This window comes from Leisingera methylohalidivorans DSM 14336 (genome assembly GCF_000511355.1).
GTDB lineage: Bacteria > Pseudomonadota > Alphaproteobacteria > Rhodobacterales > Rhodobacteraceae > Leisingera > Leisingera methylohalidivorans.
In genome coordinates this window covers 902,021-924,128 of record NC_023135.1, presented here as the reverse complement: position 1 = coordinate 924,128, position 22,108 = coordinate 902,021, and the positions used below count along the sequence as shown (strand labels likewise).

Below are 22,108 nucleotides of genomic sequence, written 5' to 3'. Positions count from 1 at the left end.
TCTCCGGTTGTCTCTTAGAGCGCCTCAGCGCCCGAAATGATTTCAATCAGCTCGTTGGTGATCACGGCCTGGCGGGAGCGGTTGTACTGGATCGTCAGCTTGTCGATCATTTCGCCCGCGTTGCGGGTCGCGTTGTCCATCGCGCTCATCCGGGCACCCTGTTCGGATGCTCCGTTTTCCAGCAGCGCCGAGAAGATCTGCGTTGACACGCCGCGCGGCAGCAGGTCCGCAAGGATCTGCTCTTCGCCGGGCTCGTAGTCATAAACCGCAGATGCGCCTTCAGCGTCGCCGCCCTCGTAAGAGGCCGGGATGATCTGCTGCGCGGTCGGGATCTGGGTCACGACGTTGACGAACTCCGCAAAGAAGATCGTGGCAACATCGAATTCGCCAGCATCGAACCGGGTCAGGATGTCCTTGGCGATGCCCTGCGCATTGGCATAGCCGATGCGCTTGAAGTCGCTGAGGTCAACATGGCCGACGAAATCACCGCCGAGGTCGCGTTTCAGGGCGTCACGGCCCTTTTTGCCGACGGTCAGAACCTTGACCGTCTTGCCCGCGGCCTTCAGCTCGGCCGCTTTCTGGCGGGCGAGCTTGGCGATGTTCGAGTTGAAACCGCCGCACAGACCGCGCTCGGCGGTCATCACGACGAGCAGATGGGTCTGGTCGCTGCCGGTGCCGCGAAGCAGCTTGGGGGCTGACTCGCTGCCGCCGACCGAGGCCGCCAGCCCTGCCATCACGGCGTTGAACCGTTTGGTGTAGGGGCGGGAGTCCTCGGCAGCTTCCTGGGCGCGGCGAAGTTTCGCCGCGGCCACCATCTGCATGGCTTTTGTGATCTTGCGGGTCGATTTGACCGACGCGATCCTGGTTTTCAGGTCCTTAAGGTTCGGCATTGCCTGGGATCCCCCTTAAGCGAAGCTAGCGGCGAACTCGTCCAGCGCAGCCTTCACCTTGTCCGCCAGCTCGCCCTTCACCTTACGATCGTTGTTGGTGATGTCCGCCAGCAGGTCAGCATGTTTGCTGCGCAGGTGGTTCAGCAGGCCCTCTTCGTAACGGCCGACGTCCTTGACGTCGACTTTGTCGAGGTAGCCGTTGGTGCCGGCGAAGATCACGCAGACGATTTCGGCGTTGGTCAGCGGCGAGTACTGCGGCTGTTTCATCAGCTCGGTCAGACGGGCGCCACGGGCCAGCAGCTGCTGGGTGGCGGCGTCCAGATCGGAGCCGAACTGCGCGAAGGCAGCCATTTCGCGGTACTGGGCCAGCGACAGCTTAACCGGGCCTGCAACCGAGGACATCGCCTTGGTCTGGGCCGAGGAGCCAACGCGCGACACCGACAGACCGGTGTTCACGGCGGGGCGGATGCCCTGGTAGAACAGTTCGGTTTCCAGGAAGATCTGGCCGTCGGTGATCGAGATCACGTTGGTCGGAATAAACGCCGACACGTCGCCGCCCTGGGTTTCAATGATCGGCAGCGCGGTCAGCGAGCCGGCGCCGAAGTCCTCGTTCAGCTTGGCCGAACGCTCCAGCAGGCGGGAGTGCAGGTAGAACACGTCGCCCGGATAGGCTTCACGGCCCGGCGGACGGCGCAGCAGCAGCGACATCTGGCGGTAAGCCACAGCCTGCTTGGACAGGTCATCATAGATGATCAGCGCGTGGCGGCCGTTGTCGCGGAAGAACTCCGCCATTGCGGTTGCGGCATAAGGCGCCAGGAACTGCAGCGGTGCCGGGTCGGATGCGGTTGCCGCCACAACGATGGAGTAGTCCATCGCGCCGGTTTCTTCCAGCTTCTTCACCAGCTGCGCCACGGTGGAGCGCTTCTGGCCCACAGCGACATAGACGCAGTACAGTTTCTTGGACTCATCGTCGCCGGCGGCGTCGTTGTACGACTTCTGGTTCAGGATGGTGTCCAGGGCGATCGCGGTCTTGCCGGTCTGACGGTCGCCGATGATCAGCTCACGCTGGCCGCGGCCGACGGGGATCATCGCGTCGACGGACTTGAGGCCGGTTGCCATCGGTTCGTGCACCGATTTACGCGGGATGATGCCCGGCGCCTTCACGTCGGCAACGCCGCGGGTGACGTCGGTGATCGGGCCCTTGCCGTCCAGCGGGTTGCCGAGGCCGTCCACAACGCGGCCCAGGAGGCCGTTGCCGACCGGCACGTCCACGATGGAGTTGGTGCGCTTGACGGTGTCGCCTTCTTTGATGTCCCGGTCCGAGCCGAAGATCACGATACCGACGTTGTCGCTTTCCAGGTTCAGCGCCATGCCCATGATGCCGCCCGGGAATTCGACCATTTCACCGGCCTGAACATTGTCGAGGCCGTAAACGCGGGCAATACCGTCACCGACGGACAGCACGCGGCCGATTTCAGCCACTTCTGCTTCTTGACCAAAATTCTTGATCTGGTCTTTCAGGATCGCAGAAATCTCTGCTGCTTGGATACCCATTTATCCGACCTCTTTCATTGCATTCTGTAGGGAGTTGAGCTTGGAGCGGATCGAGCTGTCGATCATCTTCGAGCCCACTTTAACGACAAGTCCGCCGATGATGGAGGCATCGACGGAAGCATTGATGGTAACTTTCTTGCCCACGCGCTCGGCCAGGGTCTTGGCCAGCTTTTCGCTTTGGGTCTTGGTCAGCGCCTTGGCGGACACCACCTCGGCGGTGACTTCGCCGCGGGCTTCGGCCAGACGGGCGCGCAGCGCATCGATCAGCGCGGGCACCACAAACAGGCGGCGCTTGTCGGCCATCAGAGCCAGGGTATTGCGCAGGACGGGATCCAGGCCCATCTTGTCAGCCACCGCAGTGATTGCGGCGCCCTGCTCGTCGCGCGACACCAGCGGCGAGTGGATCAGGTTGTTGAGGTCTTCGCTGTCAGCCAGCGCGGCTGCCAGGTCATTGATGCTGGTTTCAAGGCTGTCGAGCGCCTTGTTTTCTTCCGCGATGTCGAACACCGCCGTGGCATAGCGCGCGGCAATGCCTGCAGAAATCGAAGCTGGTTCGGACACGTCCACCCTTCCGATATGTTATTGGCCCCGGTTGGCGTACCCGGCCACAGGCGGCGTCCGGGGGCGTGAGTCATCCCCCATTGGCAGCGGGGCGTTGAAATCAGCGTGGGTCTAGCAGAGCGGATGCGACCTATCAACTGTCTATAACGGTAACGGGAAGAAGCATGTTTTCAATGTTTTCAAAGCTTTAAGGCAAGTGCGGCCCTTTGACCACAGTCGATAAATAAAAAACAGCGGCTGAACTGCAGGATTTGGCGATTCCGGAACCCGGCAATTGCGACCGAAAACGTCACATATCGGGCCTTGCCCCCGTTTTCGGGCATTCCCGCCGCCGCGAAGGCAGTTTCAGGGAATCGAAATGCAGCACCGGCAGGCCGGATCAGCCCGGGACCGGTCAGGCTGGTTCCGGCATCGGGTTCGACAACCCTTCCAGCACCCGGATGCGGCTGGGGGTTTTGGTGCGGGTCATGTGGCCGCGCTGCGGATGGGTTTGCTTGCTGACCTCAACCATGAACACGCCGCCGGCCAGCATCGCAGGCAGTTTGCGGCCCATTTTTTCCAGCATCGCGCCGGATTTCAGCCAGAACCGCTTGTGGCTGGGCAGCCGGTAGAGGGCGGCGGTATGCTGTTCGATGGCGAACTGGTGCTGGCGCAGCTGGCCTTCGAGCTGGCGCAGCGTGTACGGGCGGCCGAAGCCGAACGGCGTCAGATCCGAACGCGCCCATAGGCCCGCCCGGTTTGGAACCACGAAAATCGCCCTGCCCCCCGGCCCCAGCACCCGCCAGCATTCTTCCAGCAGCTTCGCGGGCCGCTCCGAGGTTTCCAGACCATGCATCACCACCAGCCGGTCCACCCTGCCGGTATCGATGGGCCAGCTGGTTTCCTCGCACAGGACCGAGACATTGGGCATCCCGGCCGGCCATTGCATGACCCCCTGCGGCCCCGGCATCAGCGCCATCACCCGGCGCGCCTCCGGCAGGTAGGGACGCAGCAGCGGCGCGGCAAAACCGAACCCCGCCACCGTCAGCCCCTTGGTCCCGGGCCAGATTTCCAGCAGCCGGCCGCGGATCGACGCCTGCGCCGCCCGCCCCAGGGTGCTGCGGTAATAGAAGTTCCTGAGATCCTGAACATCAAGATGCATTGCGGGTGCCTGCTGCTTCGGCCAATCTGGGCGCAGTTTAGCAATGTAAAGGCGAATGACCATGCCTCTTGAGATCATCACCCTGCCCTGTTTGGCGGACAACTATGCCTTTTTGATCCATAATCCCGCATCAGGCGAAACCGCGCTGGTGGATGCGCCCGAGGCCGCCGCCGTCAAATCGGCGCTGTCGGCGCGCGGCTGGGGGCTGGACTGGATCCTGCTGACCCATCATCACTGGGACCATGTGGACGGGGTTCAGGAGCTGAAGGCGGCATACGGCGCAAAGGTCATCGGCGCTGCGGCCGACGCCCACCGGCTGCCCGCCCTGGATACCGCGGTCGAGGATGGCGGCAGCTTCACCCTGCTGGGCGAAGAGGTGCAGGTGATGGATGTCTCCGGCCACACCGTTGGCCATATTGCCTTTTACCTGCCCGGCTCAAAGGCCGTGTTCACCGCTGACAGCCTGATGGCGCTGGGGTGCGGACGGCTGTTTGAGGGCACGCCGCAGCAAATGTGGAGCAGCCTGACGCGGCTTGCCGCGCTGCCGCCGCACACTATGGTCTATTCCGGACATGAATACACCCAGTCCAACGGTGCCTTTGCAATCACCGCCGACCCCGGCAACCCGGCGTTGCAGGCGCGTATCCGTGATATCGCAAAGGCCCGGAGCGACGGCAGCCCCACGGTGCCGTCGACCTTGCAGCTTGAGCTTGACACCAATCCGTTCCTGCGCGCCGGCGACAGTGCCGTAAGAGCGCACCTTGGCATGGAAGGTGCTGAAGACGCTGAGGTTTTTGCAGAAATCCGTAAGCGGAAAGACAATTTCTGAGCAAATCAAGGGGATCCGGGCGCAACAGGGAGAAAATAATTGTGACCCCAAAATGCAGAAAAGCCCTTGAAGCCGGCGCGCTATCAACCAAACTCTAACAATATAAGCACATGGTTGAACTGAGGGGTTGGTTAATACCGCCCTGCCGGCCAACCCAAGATCAGAGGAGCACGCCCGTGCCTTCATTCTCGAGCACCCTGGAACAGGCCATTCACGCAGCGCTGGCGCTGGCGAATGAACGCCGTCACGAATTCGCAACCCTGGAACATCTGCTTCTGGCTCTGATCGACGAGCCCGACGCCGCCCGGGTGATGCGCGCCTGCAGCGTCGACCTGACCGAATTGCGATCCTCGCTGGTGGAATTCGTGGATGAGGATCTTGCCAATCTGGTCACCGACATCGATGGATCCGAGGCGGTGCCGACCGCCGCCTTCCAGCGGGTCATCCAACGGGCTGCGATCCATGTGCAAAGCTCGGGCCGGACCGAAGTGACAGGCGCCAATGTGCTGGTGGCGATCTTTGCCGAACGCGAAAGCGACGCGGCCTACTTCCTGCAGGATCAGGAAATGACCCGCTATGACGCGGTGAACTTCATTGCCCATGGCGTGGCCAAGGATCCCGCTTTCGGCGAACCCCGGCCGGTCTCCGGCGCAGCCGAGCAGGAAGAAGACAGCATCACGGCCGCCCCTGAGGGCGAAAAGAAGGAAAACGCGCTGGCGAAATACTGCGTCGACCTCAATGCCAAATCCCGCGAAGGCGATATCGACCCGCTGATCGGCCGCGACCACGAGGTTGAGCGCTGCATCCAGGTTCTGTGCCGCCGCCGCAAGAACAACCCGCTGCTGGTCGGCGATCCCGGTGTCGGCAAAACCGCCATCGCCGAAGGTCTGGCCCGCCGCATTGTCTCTGGCGAAACCCCGGAGATTCTGTCGGAAACCACCATATACTCGCTCGACATGGGCGCGCTGCTGGCCGGCACCCGCTACCGCGGCGATTTCGAGGAACGCCTGAAGGCCGTGGTCACCGAGCTGGAAGACCACCCGGACGCGGTGCTGTTCATCGACGAAATCCACACTGTGATCGGTGCCGGTGCGACCTCCGGCGGCGCCATGGATGCCTCCAACCTGCTGAAACCTGCCCTGCAGGGCGGCAAGCTGCGCACCATGGGCTCCACGACATATAAGGAGTTCCGCCAGCATTTCGAAAAGGATCGCGCGCTGGCCCGCCGGTTCCAGAAAATCGACGTGAACGAGCCGTCGGTGGAAGATTCCATCGAGATCCTGAAGGGGCTGAAGCCCTATTTCGAGGAACATCACGGCATCAAGTTCACCGGCGATGCGATCAAGACCGCGGTGGAGCTGTCGGCCCGCTACATCAACGACCGCAAACTGCCGGACAAAGCCATCGACGTCATTGACGAGGCCGGCGCCGCGCAGCATCTGATCATCGAGAGCAAGCGGCGCAAGACCATCGGCGTCAAGGAGATCGAGGCGGTGGTCGCCAAGATCGCCCGCATCCCGCCGAAAAGCGTTTCCAAGGATGATGCCGAGGTGCTGAAGGACCTGGAGAAATCGCTGAAACGCGTGGTGTTCGGCCAGGATGATGCCATCACCGCGCTGTCCAGCGCGATCAAACTGGCCCGCGCCGGCCTGCGCGAGCCCGAGAAACCGATCGGCAACTACCTGTTTGCAGGCCCTACCGGCGTCGGCAAGACCGAGGTGGCCAAACAGCTGGCGGACCAGCTGGGCGTGGAGCTGCTGCGGTTCGACATGTCGGAATACATGGAGAAACACGCGGTCTCCCGGCTGATCGGCGCGCCTCCGGGCTATGTCGGTTTTGACCAGGGCGGTCTTTTGACCGATGGCGTCGACCAGCACCCGCATTGCGTGCTGCTGCTTGACGAGATGGAAAAGGCGCATCCGGACGTTTACAACATCCTGCTGCAGGTGATGGACAACGGCCAGCTGACCGACCACAACGGCCGCACGGTGAATTTCCGCAACGTGGTGCTGATCATGACCTCCAACGCCGGCGCGTCGGAGCAGGCAAAGGCCGCCATCGGCTTTGGCCGCGACCGCCGCGAGGGCGAGGATACCGCCGCGATCGAGCGCACCTTCACGCCGGAATTCCGCAACCGCCTGGATGCGGTGATCTCCTTCGCGCCGCTCGGCAAAGAGGTGATCCTGCAGGTGGTCGAGAAGTTCGTGCTGCAGCTGGAAGCCCAGCTGATGGACCGCAATGTCTCGATCGAACTGACCCGCAAGGCGGCGGAATGGCTTGCCGACAAAGGCTATGACGACCGCATGGGCGCGCGGCCTTTGGGCCGGGTGATCCAGGAGCACATCAAGAAGCCGCTCGCCGAAGAGCTGCTGTTCGGCAAGCTGACCAAGGGCGGCCTTGTCAAGGTCGGCATCAAGGACGGCAAACTGGATCTGCGCCTGGAAGGGCCGAGCAAGCCGCGGATCTCGGGCGACAAGCCGCCGCTGCTGACCGCAGATTGATGCGCCTTGCCGCGCTGGCAATTGCAATCCCGCTCGCCGCGCCCGCCGCGGCGGGCGGTTTTCTTTTGCAGTTCCCGCTGGACTGCACCCTGGGCGACAGCTGCCATATCCAGCAGTTCGCCGACCACGATCCCGGCCCCGGCGCCACGGATTTCACCTGCGGCGCACTGAGTTACGACGGCCACAAGGGCACCGATATCGCCCTGCCCTACCTGTCGGACATGCAGGCAGGCGTATTGGTGCGTGCCGCGGCAGGCGGGGTTGTCCTTGGCACCCGCAACAGCATGGCGGACCAATATGCCACCGACGCCAATGCCGCAGAAATCGACGGCAAGGAATGCGGCAACGGGGTGGTGCTGCGGCACGGCAACGGATGGGAAACCCAGTATTGCCACATGAAGCGCGGCTCGGTCCGGGTGGAAAGCGGCATGACGGTCAAGCCTGGCGATATCCTGGGCGAGGCCGGTCTCTCCGGCAAGACCCAGTTCCCGCATCTGCATCTGTCTGTGCGCAAGGATGGCGCGGTGGTGGACCCCTTCGCGCCGGACAGCCTGGACAGCTGCGGCGGCCCTGCGGCCAGGACTCTCTGGGCGGATCCGCCGGCCTATCAGCCGGGCGGGCTGCTGGGGGCCGGTTTCAGCGCCGCAGTCCCCCGGTACAGTGCGATCAAGGCGGGCAGTGCGGACGCCGCACCGCTGGCTGCGGATGCGCCTGCGTTTGTGTTCTGGGCCTTTGCCTTTGGCGGCCTGGCAGGCGACCAGCTTGACCTGACGGTGACCGGACCTGACGGCGAACTTGTCTCCCACCGCGAAGAGCTGGACAAAAACCAGGCACAGTTTTTCCGCGCCGCCGGACGCCGCCTGCGCGGCGGGCACTGGCCGGAGGGCAGCTATACCGGCACCGCCCGCCTGTTGCGGAATGGCCGGCAGGTTGACAGTTTCACCCGCAGCATGGTGATTGCGCCGCCGGAAAACCCTGCCTCCCAGTAGCCGGCCTCAAATTATCCGGCCTCGCAGCCTCCCGCCTCCCCCGTTTCCCGCCCCGCGGAGGCCGGTCTCAAAGGAGCAGGCCCTGTGCGGTTTTGCCGCCGCAGCGGCCGGGGCGCAAGCTCCGGCCGCTGCCGGGCCCAACGGGCGCGGCTGCCCTTGCAGCGGCCGGCGCCGGGCGGGAGCCGCCGCCTGCGGATCCTCAGCCCGGACCCGTGCCGCATGGTCCGGGTCCGGAATTTGATTAGTCCCGAATTTGCAATAGATTCAAAGGGGCCCTGCTGCCCGGCGGGGCCGCAACCCGTGCGTAGCTAGTAGCTTGTCTCCATTGGTGAAGCGGGTTGCACCCTGCCGGGAGCGGCTTTGCCGGCACAGCCGCGCAGATAACCGGCCGCAGCCGGTGCGGCGCCTGCCGCTCAACCGCAGTCCCGCTTATTTTTCCGTGAACTTCAGCTCAATCCGGCGGTTCTGGGCGCGCGCCTCGGGGGTGTCCGCAGGGTTCACCGGCTGATACTCGCCAAACCCATTGGCCGCCAGGCGCGACGGCGGCACCCCAAGCGCCTCGACCATATAACGCACCACCGACAGCGCCCGGCCCTGGCTGAGCTCCCAGTTGTCGGCAAACTTGGGATGCACGCCCAGCGGCGTGTCATCCGTGTGCCCGTCCACCCGGATGATCCAGTTGATCTCCGGCGGGATCGCGGCCACCACGCTTTGCAGGATCGAGACCACTTTGGCGATCTCCACCTTGCCCGCGGGCGACAGGGTGGCACTGCCGGGCGTGAACAGCACCTCGGAAGCAAAGACAAAGCGGTCGCCCTGGATCTGCACGCCTTCCTGATTGCCCAGCAGATCCCGCAACCGGCCAAAGAACTCCGAGCGGTAGCGTTCCAGATCCTGCGCCTTGCTGGCCAGATCCGCAGCCTCCGCTTCCAGCCTTTTGCGCTCCTGCTCTTCCAGCAATCGCCGCTTGCGCTCCTCCGAGGCAGCACGCGCCAGTGCCGCATTCAGATCCTGGCCCAGGTTTTGCAACTGCACCTGCTGGGCGGTGTCGCGGGACTGATAGTCATCCAGAATGGCCTGCAGCCCGCCGAGCTGTTCGCGCAGCGCCGCAACCTGCTGGTTCAGCAGCGCGGTTTCGCGGCGGGCCTCTTCGGAAATGGCCTGCTCCTGCGACAGGGAGGCCCGCGCCTGCGCCAGCAGGGCCGCGCGTTCTTCGGCAAGGCTCAGCCGCTCGGCGGCGCTGGCCTCGGCGGTTTCCTGTGCCGTCACCGCCGCCAGCAGCCGCTGGCGCAGCACCTCCAGATCGCCTGCCTGGATCTCGGCTGCTGCCAGGGCGGCCCTGGCTTCGGCCAGCTCTGCCGCCAGCTTGCCCGCCTCTGCATCAGATCCGGCGCGGGCGGCCTCCAGCTCGGACAGCTGCGCATCCAGCTGCCTTTTCGCAGCCTCGGTTGCAGCCAGCAGGGTCAGCGTATCCTCCGCCTTCCGGCGCTGCGCCTCCAGGGCCAGTGTCATTGCGGTGAGTTCGGCGTCGGCGTTCTGCAGTTTGTTTCGCAGGGCTTCGGCTGCCGCGGCCTCGGCCAGGCGGGCGGATTCCTCGGCGCTCAGCTGCTCTTGCAGTTCGGAAATCCGGGCGGTCCGTTCGCTGCCTTCCGCCTCCAGACCTGCGATCAGCGCCTCCATTGCTTCGCGCTGTGCCGCCGCAAGCCGGGCGGCCTCCACCTGCAGATCAATCTCGCCGCGGGCTTGCGCCAGAGCGAGAGTCAGGGCCTCCTGTTCGCTCAGCAGTTCGGCGCGCGCGGCCTCCAGGCTTTCGCGTTCGGCGCTCAGATCCGCAACCCGCGTCTCGGCAGCATTGCGGCTGGCGATCAGGGCCGCCACCTGAGCCTCGAAACCGGTGATCCGGCTGGCGGCCTCGGCCAGTTCACCAGCCTGCCGGTCGCGCTCTGCGGTCAATGATGTGATCAGGCTGCGGGCCTGATCCAGATCCTGCTCAGCAGTGTTGAGGGTTGACGTCAGCGCCCCAAGCCGGGCGGTCAGCTGGCTGTTCTCGCGCTCCTCCAGCCCAAGGGCCGAGGCCAGTGCGCTCACCTCTGCCGACAGCTCATCCAGCTGGCTTTCCTGGCCGGTGATCGTCTCGCGCAGTACAAACTGGACCACCATGAAAATGGTCAGCACGAACATCAGCACCAGGAGAAGCCCGGTCATCGCATCGACAAACCCCGGCCATATCGAGGCCTGGAACCGCTGTCCTGTGCGCCGGGAGAGGGCCATTGGTTAATCCTCCGCGTCGCGGCCGGACAGACCGCCGCGGGACAATCCGCGCGGGCGGGCAAAGGCCCTGACCATAAGGTCGATATCCTTGCGCAGCTCGCTCAGGCTTTCCTGGCGGCCGGCCGAGATTTCCTCGAGGATGCGCAGCATCTGCACGTCAATCGAGCGCAGCCGCATCCGGCTTTCGGCGTCGATGCCGCCCTGTTCGCTATGGGCGCGCAGGATCTCGGTCAGGGCTTCCTGCCCGACGGCCACCCGGTCAAGCGCCGCGATGACGCTGCCGGTCCGCTCCTGGCGGCGGTTCATTTCCTGAATGGTTTCCACCAGATCGCCCAGCTTTTGATCCACTGCCGCGCGGCCTTCAGAGGTTTCGGCGAACATTGTCTGCAGCGCGTCCATCTGCTCGGCCATATTGTCGAGCACCTGGGAGACCACGCCGCTGTCGCCGGTGCCATCCTCGCCCGAGGAGAAGCTGACCCGGGTGATCGACGAGAGCCATTCCTCCAGCTCGCGGTAGAACCGGTTCTGGCCGTGGCCCGCAAACAGCTCAAGCAAGCCGACAATCAGCGAGCCGGCCAGGCCAAGGAGCGATGAGGCAAACGCCACGCCCATGCCGCCCAGCTGCGCCTCCAGCCCGGTCATCAGGCGATTAAAGACAGACAGCCCCTCTTCGCCCTCCTGCGGCGCCAGGCTGCGGATGGTGTCGACAACGGCAGGAACGGTGGTAGCCAGGCCATAAAAAGTACCCAGAAGACCAAGGAAAATCAGCAGGTTGACAATATACCGGGTAATTTCACGGTCTTCGTCGATACGGTTGGCGACCGAATCCAGGATGGAGCGGGTGGAAGACGACCCAAGCTGCATCCGCGCCCCGCGTGATCCCAGCAGCGAGGCCAGCGGCGCCAGCATCGACGGCGGCCTGCGGTGATCCTGGCTGTCGCCGAATGCAAACCGTTCGATCCAGCGCACCGAACCGATGAGCTGCACCACCTGCCAGAAACAGGCCAGCACCCCGATCACAAAGACAAAGACGATAAAGCCGTTCAGCCAGGGGTTGGCCTCGAACACCGGCAGCACCCGCGGCAAGGCCACAAAGGCGCCGAAGGCTGACAGCCCCAATGCGATCAGCATCATGATGATCTGCCGCACCGGTTGGGAAAACTGCGGCCGGGTTTTGCGGTCTGGCTGCGCCATATTGCTTGGCTCCTGACACGTTGACTGCTCTTATTGCGTCGCAGCCTATAAGCAAAGTGTCAGAAGCGCCAAGGCTTTATGCGGTGATTTCCCGCACCCGGTTTGCCAGCCAATCCAGATCCTGGTCGTGCAGGCCGATCTCCGCCAGATGGCTGGCGGTGTTATAAAGATATTCGGTATTGGGACCGCGCCCGCCCACCGCATGGGCAATCATCTGCGCCTGTTTCTCCAGGCTGAGGCCGCCGCAATACTGCACATGGTGCGGGTCGATCACATAGGTGACGGCGGTGACAACACTGCCATCCGCCAGTTCCACGTCCAGTTCACGCTCCAGATACGCCGAGGAGATCAGCTCGCGCTCGCGCAGTTCAGCCAGGGTCTGTTCTTCGTGGCCGGCCTCAACCGACAGGGCCAGCCCCTTGCAGTGGGCGCCTTCGGTCTCGTCCAGCGCCAGCACCAGGCCGGGGCGGTCCTCGGTGCCGCGGTGGTGGATCGAGGTCATGCAAAAGGACCGCGCATAGCGATGCAGCACCGCCACCTCGCGGCGAGCCACCGGGAAACCGGGGTTCCAAAGAAGCGATCCGTATCCGAATACCCACATGGTCATGTCGTCTGGCCCTTTCTGCTGCCCCTCTATAAACAGCAATCCTGATCCGGACAAAAGAGGCTAACCGATGCGCCTGGCAAAACTGCTGATTGCCGCTCTGATGGTGTGGAGTCTTTATTGGGCGGCGGCGGCCTGGGGGCTGCGCAGCGGCGTTGCATCCTGGTTTGCCGAACAGGAGCGCCGGGGCTGGCAGGCTGAATTTTCCGCGCTTGAGACCGGCGGCTACCCGTTCCGCCATATGACCCGGATCATCCGGCCGGTGCTGGCCGATCCCGGCACCGGCGCAGCGTGGCGGGCGGACTGGCTGGAACTGGCAAGCCCGGCTGCCTGGCCCGGCAAGCTGGACCTGCACTTTCCGGCCACGGCGCAAAGGCTGTCTTATTTCGACCAGACGGCGGTGATCACGGCCCAGGGCCTGCAAGCCAGCCTGCATCTGGCGCCGGGAGCGGCGCTGGAGCTGCAGGAGCTGTCGCTGGCCTCGGCCCCCTGGCAGATCGTCCGGAGCGGCGAGGCGGTGCTGAGCGGCGCGGCGCTGGATCTGCGCATGGTGCAGTCAGACAAGCCCGAGATCTACCGGGTTACGGCAGGAGCCGCCGAGTTTGCCCCGCGCGCCGCCTGGCGGCGGCTGCTGGCGGCCAGTTCGGCGCTTCCTGGCCGGTTTGACAGGCTGGCGCTGGAGCTGACGGTAGCGTTTGATGCGCCCTGGGACCGGGCCGCGCTGGAGCAGCGGCGGCCGCAGCCGCGCCGGATCGATCTGAAACTGGCCGAGGCCCATTGGGGCGATCTGCGGCTGAAGGCCGCCGGAGCGCTGACGGTGGACGCCCAGGGCCTGCCGGAGGGCGAGATTGCGCTGCAAGCGGAAAACTGGCGCGGGCTGGTGCTGATGGCAGAGCGCAGCGGCGCGCTTGCACCCAGCCTGCGCAGCACGGTGGAGCGGGTGCTGGGCCTTTTGGCCGAAACAAGCGGCAACCCGCAGAACCTGGATATCACGCTGGGGTTTTCCGATGGCTACGTGACGCTTGGCCCCCTGCCCCTGGGCCGCGCCCCGCAGCTGATCATCCACTGAAACGGCCCGCGCGCGCAGCGCGCCCGGCCCAAGGCTGTAATGTGCCCTTGGGCACCTTCAGGCACGGGAGCACGCCCGGGCGTGCCCGCCTTCGTTTTCAGCAAGGTAGTTTTGCGGGGCTTTGCCGCGCGCTGCGGGACAATCTCCGGCCAGACGTAAGAAAGGCGATACCGCATCCGGCTGATGGCTTCAGCGGCAATAAGATCCGCCGCGGTGCCGGGCCACGTCCAGATGGAAGTGGTCCCGGTGATAGCGGTCAGCCTCCGGCCCCAGCACGGTTCCAAAGGGACCGCAGGCTGCGCGCCAGACTTTTTTAAGGGTCCTGCGGGTCTTGCGGGTCTGCCAGCCTTTCAGCACCGTCACTGTCTCGCCGCTGGCCAGGGTGAAACCGGAGATATCGATGGCCCGCCCCTTGCCATGCTCCGAAATCCTGGCACCGGGGCGGTTGTTGCGGGTGCGGCACGCATAATGCGCGGCCACCCGCAGGGAGACCACCCTGTTGCGGCGGCCGAAGGCGGTTTCCACCTCGCGGTTGATCCATGTTTTCAGCGCCCGGGCCGTGTTGCAGGTCATCAGCGCGGCCTGGCTGAGCCGCACCCCGGCAATCTCGCGCACCCGCACCGCATCCTTGGCGCCGCAGCCGGGCAGCCTGCCGGAGACATGGCCAACGCTGTCGCCCTGGATATCAAGATCGCCGCAGACCGATCCCTTGCGCCGCTTGCGGCGCTCGAACAGGGCCCGCTCTGCCAGGCTGTCCGGCCGCGCAAAGGGCAGCAGCGAGGCGTCCGGCCCCAGCAAAGGCAGACCTGAGGGGCGCGCCGCTGCCGCCAGGATCTGTTCGGATTGCGGACGCGCGGCCGGGCGGCTGCCGGGCGCGGGGGCAGTGGCGGAAATCCCGGCGCCGGCCTCCGCCACCGGACGCGCGGCGGGGTGCAGCGATGTTTCCGGTGCTGCCGCCGGCGCGGCCCCCCCCAGCAATATTGCCAGCAGCAGGGCGCCCGCGCGGATCATTTCTTCTGGCCCCGGCCGAAGTCCGGCGCATCGGTGTCCTGGCCGGCCTCGATGATGCCGCGGCGGATGGCGCGGGTGCGGGTGAAGTAATCGTGCAGATGCTCGCCGTCGCCGGTGCGGATGGCGCGCTGCAGGGCAAACAGCTCCTCGGTGAAGCGGCCGAGGATTTCCAGCGTGGCGTCCTTGTTGGTCAGGAACACATCGCGCCACATGGTCGGGTCCGAGGCGGCGATGCGGGTGAAGTCGCGGAAACCGGCGGCGGAATACTTGATCACCTCGCTGTCGGTCACCCGGCGCAGGTCATCGGCGACACCCACCATAGTGTAGGCAATCAGGTGCGGCGTGTGCGAGGTGACGGCCAGCACCAGGTCATGGTGGTCGGCGTCCATCTCGTCGACGTTGGCGCCCATGCCCTCCCACAGCGCGCGCAGGCGGGCGGTGGCATCCGGGTCGGTGCCCTCAACCGGCACCAGCAGCGACCAGCGGTTGTCGAACAGCTCGGAAAAGCCGGATTCCGGCCCGGAATGCTCGGTGCCGGCCAGCGGGTGGGCGGGCACGAAATGCACGCCTTCGGGGATATGCGGCTGCACGGCGTCGATCACATGGCGCTTGACCGAGCCCACGTCCGACACCGTGGCGCCGGGTTTCAGCAACGGCGCGATGTCTTCCATCACCGGGCCCATGGCGCCGACTGGCACGCAGAGCACCACCAGATCGGCGTCCTGCACCGCCTCTTGCGCGCTGTCGCAGACGCGGTCGCACAAGCCGATGCGGCGGGCGGTTGCGCGGGTTTCTGCGCTGCGGGCATAGCCGGTGACCTCGCCTGCCAGCCCTGCGCGTTTCATTGCCCAGAACATCGAGGAGGCAATCAGGCCCAGCCCGATCAGCGCCACGCGGCCATAGACCGGCCCGTGTTTCTGGCCGCTCATGCCTGCCCCGCTTTGAATGCTTTGACCGCTTGCGCCAGGCGGCGGCAGGCGTCTTCGTCACCGATGGTGATGCGCAGTGCGTTCGGCAGGTTGTAGCCCGCCACCCGGCGCACGATCAGCCCCTGCGACTGCAGGTAGCTGTCGCAGGCTTCGGCCTCGGCCTGGCTGGCAAAACGCGCGAGGATGAAATTGGTGCTGGAGACATCCGAAGGCACGCCCAGTTCACCCAGCGCATTGGCCAGCCATGTGCGCCACTTGGCGTTTTCTGCCCGGCACTGTGCGACGTAATCCGTATCCCGCACCGAGGCTTCCGCGCCGGCCAGCGCGGTGCTGGAGACATTGAACGGCCCCCGCACCCGGTTCAGGACGCTGATGATCTTTTTGGGGCCATAGCCCCAGCCGATCCGCGCGCCGCCCAGACCGTAGATCTTGGAAAATGTGCGGGTCATGAAGACGTTGCTGCGCGCGCCTGCCGCTGCAGCGCCGCCATCAAACCCTTCGACATATTCCGCATAAGCGCCATCCAGCACCAAAAGCGCGCCTGCCGGAATGCCTTCGGCCAGCCGGGCCACCTCAGCCTCGCTGATCATGGTGCCGGTGGGGTTGTTCGGATTGGCGATGAAGACCAGCTTGGTCCTGGCGGTGCAGCCTGCCAGCAGGGCGTCCACATCGGTTACCCGCTCGCGTTCTTTGACCTCCACCGGAGTGGCACCGGCCGCCAGAGCGCTGATGCGGTACATGGCAAAGCCGTGTTCTGTATAGAGTACCTCGTCGCCCGGGCCGGCATAGGCCTGGCACAGGAAGGCGATGATCTCGTCACTGCCTGCGCCGCAGATGATCTGCTCCGGATCCAGCCCGTGCACCTCGCCGATTGCCTGCCGCAGTGCCGCGTGATCCGAGCTGGGATAGCGGTGCATGCCGGCCGCCGCGTCCTGCATCGCCTGGATGGCGCGCGGGCTGGGGCCAAGCGGGTTCTCGTTCGAGGAGAGCTTCACAACATTGCTCACCCCTTTCACATGGGCAGCCCCGCCCTGATACAGGGCTATGTCCATGATACCGGGCTGCGGTGTGAGTTGGGTCATAATACGGGCTCCTTAATTCCTGCCCGTTCTAACGGCCCAAAGGCTTGTGGGGAAGCACCAAGATGACGCTTCCCCCGTGCCGCCGCCCCCCCCGAGCAGCAGCCCCCAATGACGGTGCTGCCGGCGTTAATGCGCCGCTGCCGTCTTGGGCATCTTGCGTTTGGCTTCGGCCATGATGATTTGCTGGATCTTCTTGCGCAGATCCATGTCCTTGCGCATCGCCTCATTGGCCTGCTTCTGCATGGTCGAGGCCGATTGCGAGCCGTCCGAGCTGGTCAGCACTTCGCCTGCGTATTTGCTGAATGACTTGCCAGAGATCTGCTTGGCAATCTCGCCATAGATCGCGTCGCCGTGCAGCTTGATGAAATCCTCGGTCGCCTTGGTGCCGTATTTGGCGATCAGATCCTTCTTGACCGCGCCCTCCATGGCAGCAGGGGCCAGTTTGGTCTTGAGGAATTTTTCGGCCGCACCGGTGAAGCCCGAGGAGAATTTGTCCAATGCCTTGCCGGCACCAGCCGACATGATGCCCGCGGTCAGGATCTTGGCAATGCTTTCCTTGATCTCCTTGGTGTTCGGCGGGCGGCCCTTTTCGATCAAGGGCTTGGCCAGGCCGATGGTTTCCTTCAGCGCCTCGGTCACCATGGTTTCGCCGGCTTTGGATTTCAGAAACTTCTCAAAGAAAACCTTTACCGCCTTTTTCGGGAACTCGCGCGAGAGTTTCGAGGCTGCGGCCTTGGCCAGATCGTCAGCGAGTCCTGCCGACAGCTTGGCGGTCAGCTTACCGCCGGCAGCCCCCGCAAGACCGGCGATGAAACTGTCGATGAAGACTTTCTTGGCCGCCCCGTCCCAGGTCACCTTGTTGCCCGCCAGATGCTCGCCCAGCTGGCCGGCGCTGGATTTCAGTCCCTCGGTGCTGGCCGCGGCGATGGCGTGGGCCTTGGCCGGGGACATGCCCTTGGTCGCCACAAGACGGGCCGTCATATAGGTTTCGACGACGGCAAAGGAGACCTCGCGCACCACTTCCAGCTTCCAGACGATGCCGCCGGCCGTGGCGATCCGCTGATCAATGAATTTCTTGAAGGCCTTGCCGCCGGTGTTATAGGCTTTGGATGCTTTAACATCTTGTTTATAGACTTTTTTCCAGTCCGGTTTCTTTTTGCTGACAAATGTTTTCAGCAGGCTGGATTCAGACCGCGCGTTCAGGATCGGCGTCCAGGGCGGGTCGGTCTTGTCGTTGACGACGCTGACCGCGAATTCCGTCAGCGCGTTCAGGAAGGTTTCGTTGCCCTGGCGGGTGCTTTCGACCTCGTTACAGAAATCAACCCAGGATTCCGCCTGGCCGTACATCATGTTGGCCTTGGCCAGCAGCTTGCGCCGCAGCTCCTCCTGCCCGGCTTCGAACTCGGCCACGGTGATCAGCTTGGTCTTGCCGTTCTCGACAACTTCAATCCGCTCCACCTTGGCGTCGGCAGAATGCTGCGCCGCCAGTTTTGGCAGGCCCGCATTCCAAGTGCGCATGCCGGGATCGACAATACCGTCAGGCTTTTTGAAACCCAGCTTCTTTTTCTGAAAATCCTTGATCATACTGATCAGCCCGGCGTCGCATTTGGTGCTGACTTCAATGGAATAGCCGTTTGCCTTAAGCATCAGGCGGACCAGCTCGACATCTGCGGGGGCGTTTTTGACTGGCTTGAATTTGCTCTCGCCGGTCTTGGGGTCTGGTTTGGTGATCCGTTTCTTGTCACCAACCGGGGCAGAAAGCTTAAGGGCCATGACAGTGCTCCAATCAATAAAATACGGTTTCAGCGTGCCACGCATCCCTCCGCGCAGTCGCGGGGGATTTGACCTGCATATTCCCCTTTAATAACCGGGAGTCGATACCTACATATTAACGGCATGCGAGGTGCTTCCCAGGCCCGGGAAAGCACCCCGTTTGCTTGGCTTAGGCGACCAGCGCCGTGAACCGCGCGGTTTCAGGATCGGAATTGTAGCGGGCGGCAAGCGCCCCTGCCCTTCGGGTCAGATCGTTGACGCAATCAATGACGTATTGCGCGGTCTCCTCCTCCATCAGATAGGAAAAGTTGAGCCGGACCCAGCCGGGTTTCTTCATTTCCTCGCCAGCCTTCAGATCAGCAAACAGCCTTTCCGACTCCGGCTGGCCAATGCCCAGCAACCGGTGTGCATAGGGCCCTGCACAGGCGCAGCCGCCGCGGGCCTGGATGCCGTAGACGTCGCTCAGCATCCGGGTGAACAGCTGCTGGTGCACCGGCTTGCCCGCACCGTCCGAAACCAGAAAGGAGAAGATCGGCAGCCGGTGCGCATCGCGGTGGCCCAGGATCTGCAGCTGCGGATTGCCGGACCAGCCCGCCCAGGCCATGTCAGCGAACTTGGCTTCACGGGCTTCGATCTGCTCCTGGCCGACCGCCTCTTTCACCAGAAAGGCCAGCGCTGCGCGGATATCGCCGATTACATTCGGTGTGCCGGCCTCTTCGCGGGCCGCAAGGTCGAGGCTGTATTCATGCTGCCACGGCGACACAAAGCTGACGGTGCCCCCGCCCGGCCAGGACGGGCAGCGGCGGCGCACTGCGCCTGCGTTGACCACCAGCACACCCGAGGCACCGGGGCCGCCCGGAAATTTGTGCGGCGAAACCACAACGGCATCTTTGCGCGCCGCGCCGCCCTGCCCCATGTCGATTGGCAGGTACGGCCCGCCGCCGGCATAGTCCCAGACCGCCAGTGCGCCGTGCGCGTGCAGCAGGCGGCTGATGGGGTCGGGATCGGTCAGGATGCCGGTGACGTTGGAGGCGGCAGAGAAACTGCCGATTTTGAGGTCGCTGCCCGCGTGCTGTTTCAGGACGCGCTCCAGAACTGCCAGGTCAACCCCGCCCCCGGCAGCCTCGGGGATTTCCACCACCTCCGCCTTGCTTTCGCGCCAGGGCAGGATGTTGGAGTGGTGTTCATAGGGGCCGATGAAGACAACCGGGCGGACGGCCTCGTTCACGCCGAACAGGCTGACCAGCCGGTTGAGCCCGGCGGTGGCGCCTGATCCGGTGAAAATCACCGCATCCTCCCCGGTGGCGCCGGTCATGCGGGCAATCTCGCTGCGGGCCTCGCGGCGCAGGCGGGTCATCCGGGTGCCGCAATAAGACGCCTCGGTATGGGAATTGGCATAGAAGGGCAGCACCTGGCCCGCCACATAATCCTCGACCTGGCGCAACGCCCGGCCGGAGGCGACGTAGTCGGCATAGACCAGCGGCACCTCGCCATCGAGGCCAGGGATCATCACCCCGTCGCCGATCACGCTGCGGCCCAGGGCGCCGCTTTGGGCCGCCTGCCGGATGGTGGTTTTGAATGCTGCCAGGGTCATATCGCGCCTCCGTAATCTGTTGAGGAAGAATGAACGGGTTTTAGCGCGATAACTTAATCATTTACTGAGTTGTATGAGAATTTTTGGTGTCATATGATCAACATATGACCAAAAAAGCCGATCATATTGACCGCGCCATCCTGCGGGCACTGCAGCAGGACGCCAGCCTGTCGCAGCGGGAACTGGCCGACCGGGTGGGGCTGTCGCAGAACGCCTGCTGGCGGCGGCTGAAAGCACTGAATGACAGCGGACTGCTGAAGGGGTCCACCGCGCGGCTGGACCGCAAGCAGCTGGGGCTGGATCTGGTGGTCTTCGTGCTGCTGCGCACCCGGCATCATTCGGCGGACTGGCTGCAAAAGTTCCGCCGCCATGTGCTGACGATTCCCGAGGTGGTGGATTTTCACCGCATCGGCGGCGACTACGACTACCAGCTGAAAGTGGTGACCGAGGATATGGCCAGCTATGACAGGGTGTATCAGCAGCTGATTTCAGGGGTCGAGCTGGACAGCGTGACCTCTTATTTTGCGATGGAAGCGATTGCCGAAGGGCGGCCGCTGCCGCTTTAGCCCGCAGGCTGAGGGGGCACTGCCCCGGAGCATTTCAAACCAGAAAGACGCGGCGGCCGGTCAGTGCCCGAAGGCGCTGTCCTTCATCCATTTCGGGCGCTTGCCGTCCGGCCCCATGCGCATATGCAGGCAGGCCGTGCCAAGGCGCTGGAAGTAAAGGATATCAACCGGGTACCAGCCGGCCGAGGGCACCTCCACTTCGGTCAGGATGGTGCTGTCGCAGGACTGGCGGCCATCGAATTCGCCCACCACCTGGCCGCCGACCCTGGCACGCAGCCCGTCATTGGTGAGAAAGTCGATAGTGTGGATGCCGGGCTGGTCGATCTTTACATAGCCGGTGATCCGGGCCACCACGTTCAGCGCCTGTTTGGAGGTGAGCGTTTTCTGCCCCTCTTGCGTGTCGCGGTTGTCGAGGCCCGCAAGGGGCCGGCCCGGCTCGCTGGAGATTTTCAGCGCCGAGGACGCCTCGGCCAACGTTTTCACATCGTTGGGATAGGCATAGACGACGGCCAGCCCTGGCGTGACGCTGGCGGGCTGCGGGTCTGCCGGCGTCAGCTTCAGCGGCGCAGCGCCTGCGGCGGCGGCGGTCAACACGGCAATCGCAGCGGCGGCCTTCAGATAGGTTTTCATCACTCACTCCCTGTCGCTTCACAGGCAGGATAGTGGCCGGCGGCGCGCAGGGCTACCGGGTTTTACCAAGACTGGCGCCGGGCTGAGGGAAACGAAAAAGGGCTGCCCCGCAGGACAGCCCTTCCGCCATGTGCCGTGACGGCAGCAGGCTTAGTTCTTGGCGTAGAATTCGACGACCAGGTTCGGCTCCATCAGAACCGGGTACGGCACGTCGCCCAGGGCGGGGGTGCGCACGAAGGTTGCCTTCAGCTTGGAGTGGTCGGCTTCGATGTAATCGGGAACGTCGCGCTCGGCCAGCTGGGTGGCTTCCAGAACGGCAACCATCTGCTTGGACTTGTCGCGGACTTCGATCACGTCGCCCTCTTTCACGCGGTAGGAGGGGATGTTGACGCGCTTGCCGTTCACGGTCACGTGGCCGTGGTTCACGAACTGGCGGGCCGCAAAGACGGTTGCAACAAACTTGGCACGGTAGACAACGGCGTCCAGGCGGCGCTCGAGCAGGCCGATAAGGTTTTCACCGGTGTCGCCGTTCACACGCACGGCTTCGCCGTAGATGCGGCGGAACTGCTTTTCGGTCAGGTCGCCGTAGTAGCCCTTGAGCTTCTGCTTGGCGCGCAGCTGGATGCCGAAGTCGGACAGTTTACCCTTGCGGCGCTGGCCGTGCTGGCCGGGGCCGTAGTCGCGGCGGTTGACCGGGGACTTCGGACGGCCCCAGATGTTTTCGCCCATGCGGCGGTCGATCTTGTACTTGGCAGACGTGCGTTTGGTCACGGCTGGTCTCCTTCGTTTATCGTTTCGAAGGGCGTTGTCCTCTTGCCTTGCGGCATGACAGGAAACCCCTTGCGGGGTCCACCAACACCAATGAAGACGCGCTTATATAGTGGGAGGGGGCAGAGTCAACACGGCTTGGGCGGGCCAGG

Annotated in this window: 19 protein-coding genes; 5 read left to right on the top strand and 14 right to left on the bottom strand. The window is 64.2% G+C overall.

The genetic code is table 11. From position 1 onward, the window contains the following. Positions 1–14: 14 nt before the first annotated feature. From METH_RS04550 to METH_RS04535, 4 genes are all read right to left on the bottom strand, one after another. Complete coding sequence (locus tag METH_RS04550) at positions 15–890, bottom strand: F0F1 ATP synthase subunit gamma (RefSeq protein ID WP_024089240.1); 876 nt, start codon at positions 888–890, stop codon at positions 15–17. A 15-nt stretch (positions 891–905) separates the two neighbouring features. Beyond that, positions 906–2,444, bottom strand: coding sequence for a F0F1 ATP synthase subunit alpha (gene atpA, locus METH_RS04545; RefSeq protein ID WP_024089239.1), 1,539 nt, complete (start codon positions 2,442–2,444; stop codon positions 906–908). Then, positions 2,445–3,005, bottom strand: coding sequence for a F0F1 ATP synthase subunit delta (locus METH_RS04540; protein WP_024089238.1), 561 nt, complete (start codon positions 3,003–3,005; stop codon positions 2,445–2,447). It abuts the gene before it with no gap. A gap of 394 nt (positions 3,006–3,399) precedes the next feature. Then, a complete protein-coding gene (locus METH_RS04535; RefSeq protein ID WP_024089237.1) occupies positions 3,400–4,146 on the bottom strand; it encodes a class I SAM-dependent methyltransferase in 747 nt (248 codons plus the stop codon). 55 nt (positions 4,147–4,201) lie between these two features. Between METH_RS04535 and gloB the strand changes: the two genes are divergently transcribed. The 3 genes from gloB (at position 4,202) to METH_RS04520 (ending at position 8,465) form a co-directional block, all read left to right on the top strand. Beyond that, positions 4,202–4,975 (top strand): hydroxyacylglutathione hydrolase, encoded by a 774-nt coding sequence (gloB, locus tag METH_RS04530; protein WP_044008332.1) that lies wholly within the window; start codon positions 4,202–4,204, stop codon positions 4,973–4,975. A gap of 176 nt (positions 4,976–5,151) precedes the next feature. Beyond that, on the top strand, positions 5,152–7,476 hold the full coding sequence (clpA, locus tag METH_RS04525) for an ATP-dependent Clp protease ATP-binding subunit ClpA (RefSeq protein ID WP_024089235.1): 2,325 nt from the start codon (positions 5,152–5,154) through the stop codon (positions 7,474–7,476). After that, positions 7,476–8,465: a M23 family metallopeptidase gene (locus METH_RS04520; protein WP_024089234.1), complete on the top strand. Its 990-nt coding sequence runs from the start codon at positions 7,476–7,478 to the stop codon at positions 8,463–8,465. Before clpA ends, METH_RS04520 begins: the two co-directional genes overlap by 1 nt. A gap of 429 nt (positions 8,466–8,894) precedes the next feature. On the opposite strand, the gene METH_RS04515 is transcribed toward METH_RS04520, so the two are convergent. The 3 genes from METH_RS04515 to METH_RS04505 all read right to left on the bottom strand — a co-directional run bounded on the left by METH_RS04515 (position 8,895) and on the right by METH_RS04505 (position 12,537). Next, positions 8,895–10,736 carry a peptidoglycan -binding protein gene (locus METH_RS04515; protein WP_024089233.1) on the bottom strand — a complete coding sequence of 614 codons (1,842 nt, stop codon included), beginning with the start codon at positions 10,734–10,736 and terminating at the stop codon, positions 8,895–8,897. 3 nt (positions 10,737–10,739) lie between these two features. Continuing rightward, positions 10,740–11,930: a motA/TolQ/ExbB proton channel family protein gene (locus METH_RS04510; RefSeq protein WP_024089232.1), complete on the bottom strand. Its 1,191-nt coding sequence runs from the start codon at positions 11,928–11,930 to the stop codon at positions 10,740–10,742. A gap of 76 nt (positions 11,931–12,006) precedes the next feature. Further along, positions 12,007–12,537: a gamma-glutamylcyclotransferase gene (locus tag METH_RS04505; RefSeq protein WP_024089231.1), complete on the bottom strand. Its 531-nt coding sequence runs from the start codon at positions 12,535–12,537 to the stop codon at positions 12,007–12,009. 67 nt (positions 12,538–12,604) lie between these two features. On the opposite strand from METH_RS04505, the gene METH_RS04500 reads away from it, so the two are divergent. Continuing rightward, on the top strand, positions 12,605–13,603 hold the full coding sequence (locus tag METH_RS04500; RefSeq protein ID WP_024089230.1) for a DUF2125 domain-containing protein: 999 nt from the start codon (positions 12,605–12,607) through the stop codon (positions 13,601–13,603). A 189-nt stretch (positions 13,604–13,792) separates the two neighbouring features. On the opposite strand, the gene METH_RS04495 is transcribed toward METH_RS04500, so the two are convergent. The 5 genes from METH_RS04495 to METH_RS04475 all read right to left on the bottom strand — a co-directional run bounded on the left by METH_RS04495 (position 13,793) and on the right by METH_RS04475 (position 19,992). Then, the gene (locus METH_RS04495) at positions 13,793–14,614 is read right to left on the bottom strand and encodes an extensin-like domain-containing protein (protein ID WP_024089229.1); all 822 of its coding nucleotides are present in this window, start codon (positions 14,612–14,614) and stop codon (positions 13,793–13,795) included. Next, positions 14,611–15,543 (bottom strand): prephenate/arogenate dehydrogenase family protein, encoded by a 933-nt coding sequence (locus tag METH_RS04490; RefSeq protein ID WP_024089228.1) that lies wholly within the window; start codon positions 15,541–15,543, stop codon positions 14,611–14,613. The genes METH_RS04495 and METH_RS04490 overlap by 4 nt, the downstream gene beginning before the upstream one ends. Continuing rightward, positions 15,540–16,625, bottom strand: a complete 1,086-nt coding sequence (gene hisC, locus METH_RS04485; RefSeq protein WP_024089227.1) for a histidinol-phosphate transaminase — start codon at positions 16,623–16,625, stop codon at positions 15,540–15,542. The genes METH_RS04490 and hisC overlap by 4 nt, the downstream gene beginning before the upstream one ends. A 126-nt stretch (positions 16,626–16,751) precedes the next feature. Continuing rightward, entirely contained in the window at positions 16,752–18,398 is a 1,647-nt protein-coding gene (locus tag METH_RS04480; protein ID WP_024089226.1) for a peptidoglycan-binding protein, read from the bottom strand. 169 nt (positions 18,399–18,567) lie between these two features. After that, positions 18,568–19,992, bottom strand: a complete 1,425-nt coding sequence (locus tag METH_RS04475) for an aminotransferase class V-fold PLP-dependent enzyme (RefSeq protein WP_024089225.1) — start codon at positions 19,990–19,992, stop codon at positions 18,568–18,570. Positions 19,993–20,096: 104 nt separating this feature from the next. Between METH_RS04475 and METH_RS04470 the strand changes: the two genes are divergently transcribed. Then, positions 20,097–20,558, top strand: a complete 462-nt coding sequence (locus METH_RS04470) for an Lrp/AsnC family transcriptional regulator (RefSeq protein ID WP_024089224.1) — start codon at positions 20,097–20,099, stop codon at positions 20,556–20,558. 60 nt (positions 20,559–20,618) lie between these two features. Here the strand turns inward: METH_RS04470 and METH_RS04465 are convergent, their stop codons facing one another. Next, positions 20,619–21,188, bottom strand: coding sequence for a PA14 domain-containing protein (locus tag METH_RS04465; protein ID WP_024089223.1), 570 nt, complete (start codon positions 21,186–21,188; stop codon positions 20,619–20,621). A gap of 150 nt (positions 21,189–21,338) precedes the next feature. Next, entirely contained in the window at positions 21,339–21,959 is a 621-nt protein-coding gene (gene rpsD, locus METH_RS04460) for a 30S ribosomal protein S4 (protein ID WP_024089222.1), read from the bottom strand. Positions 21,960–22,108 lie beyond the last annotated feature (149 nt).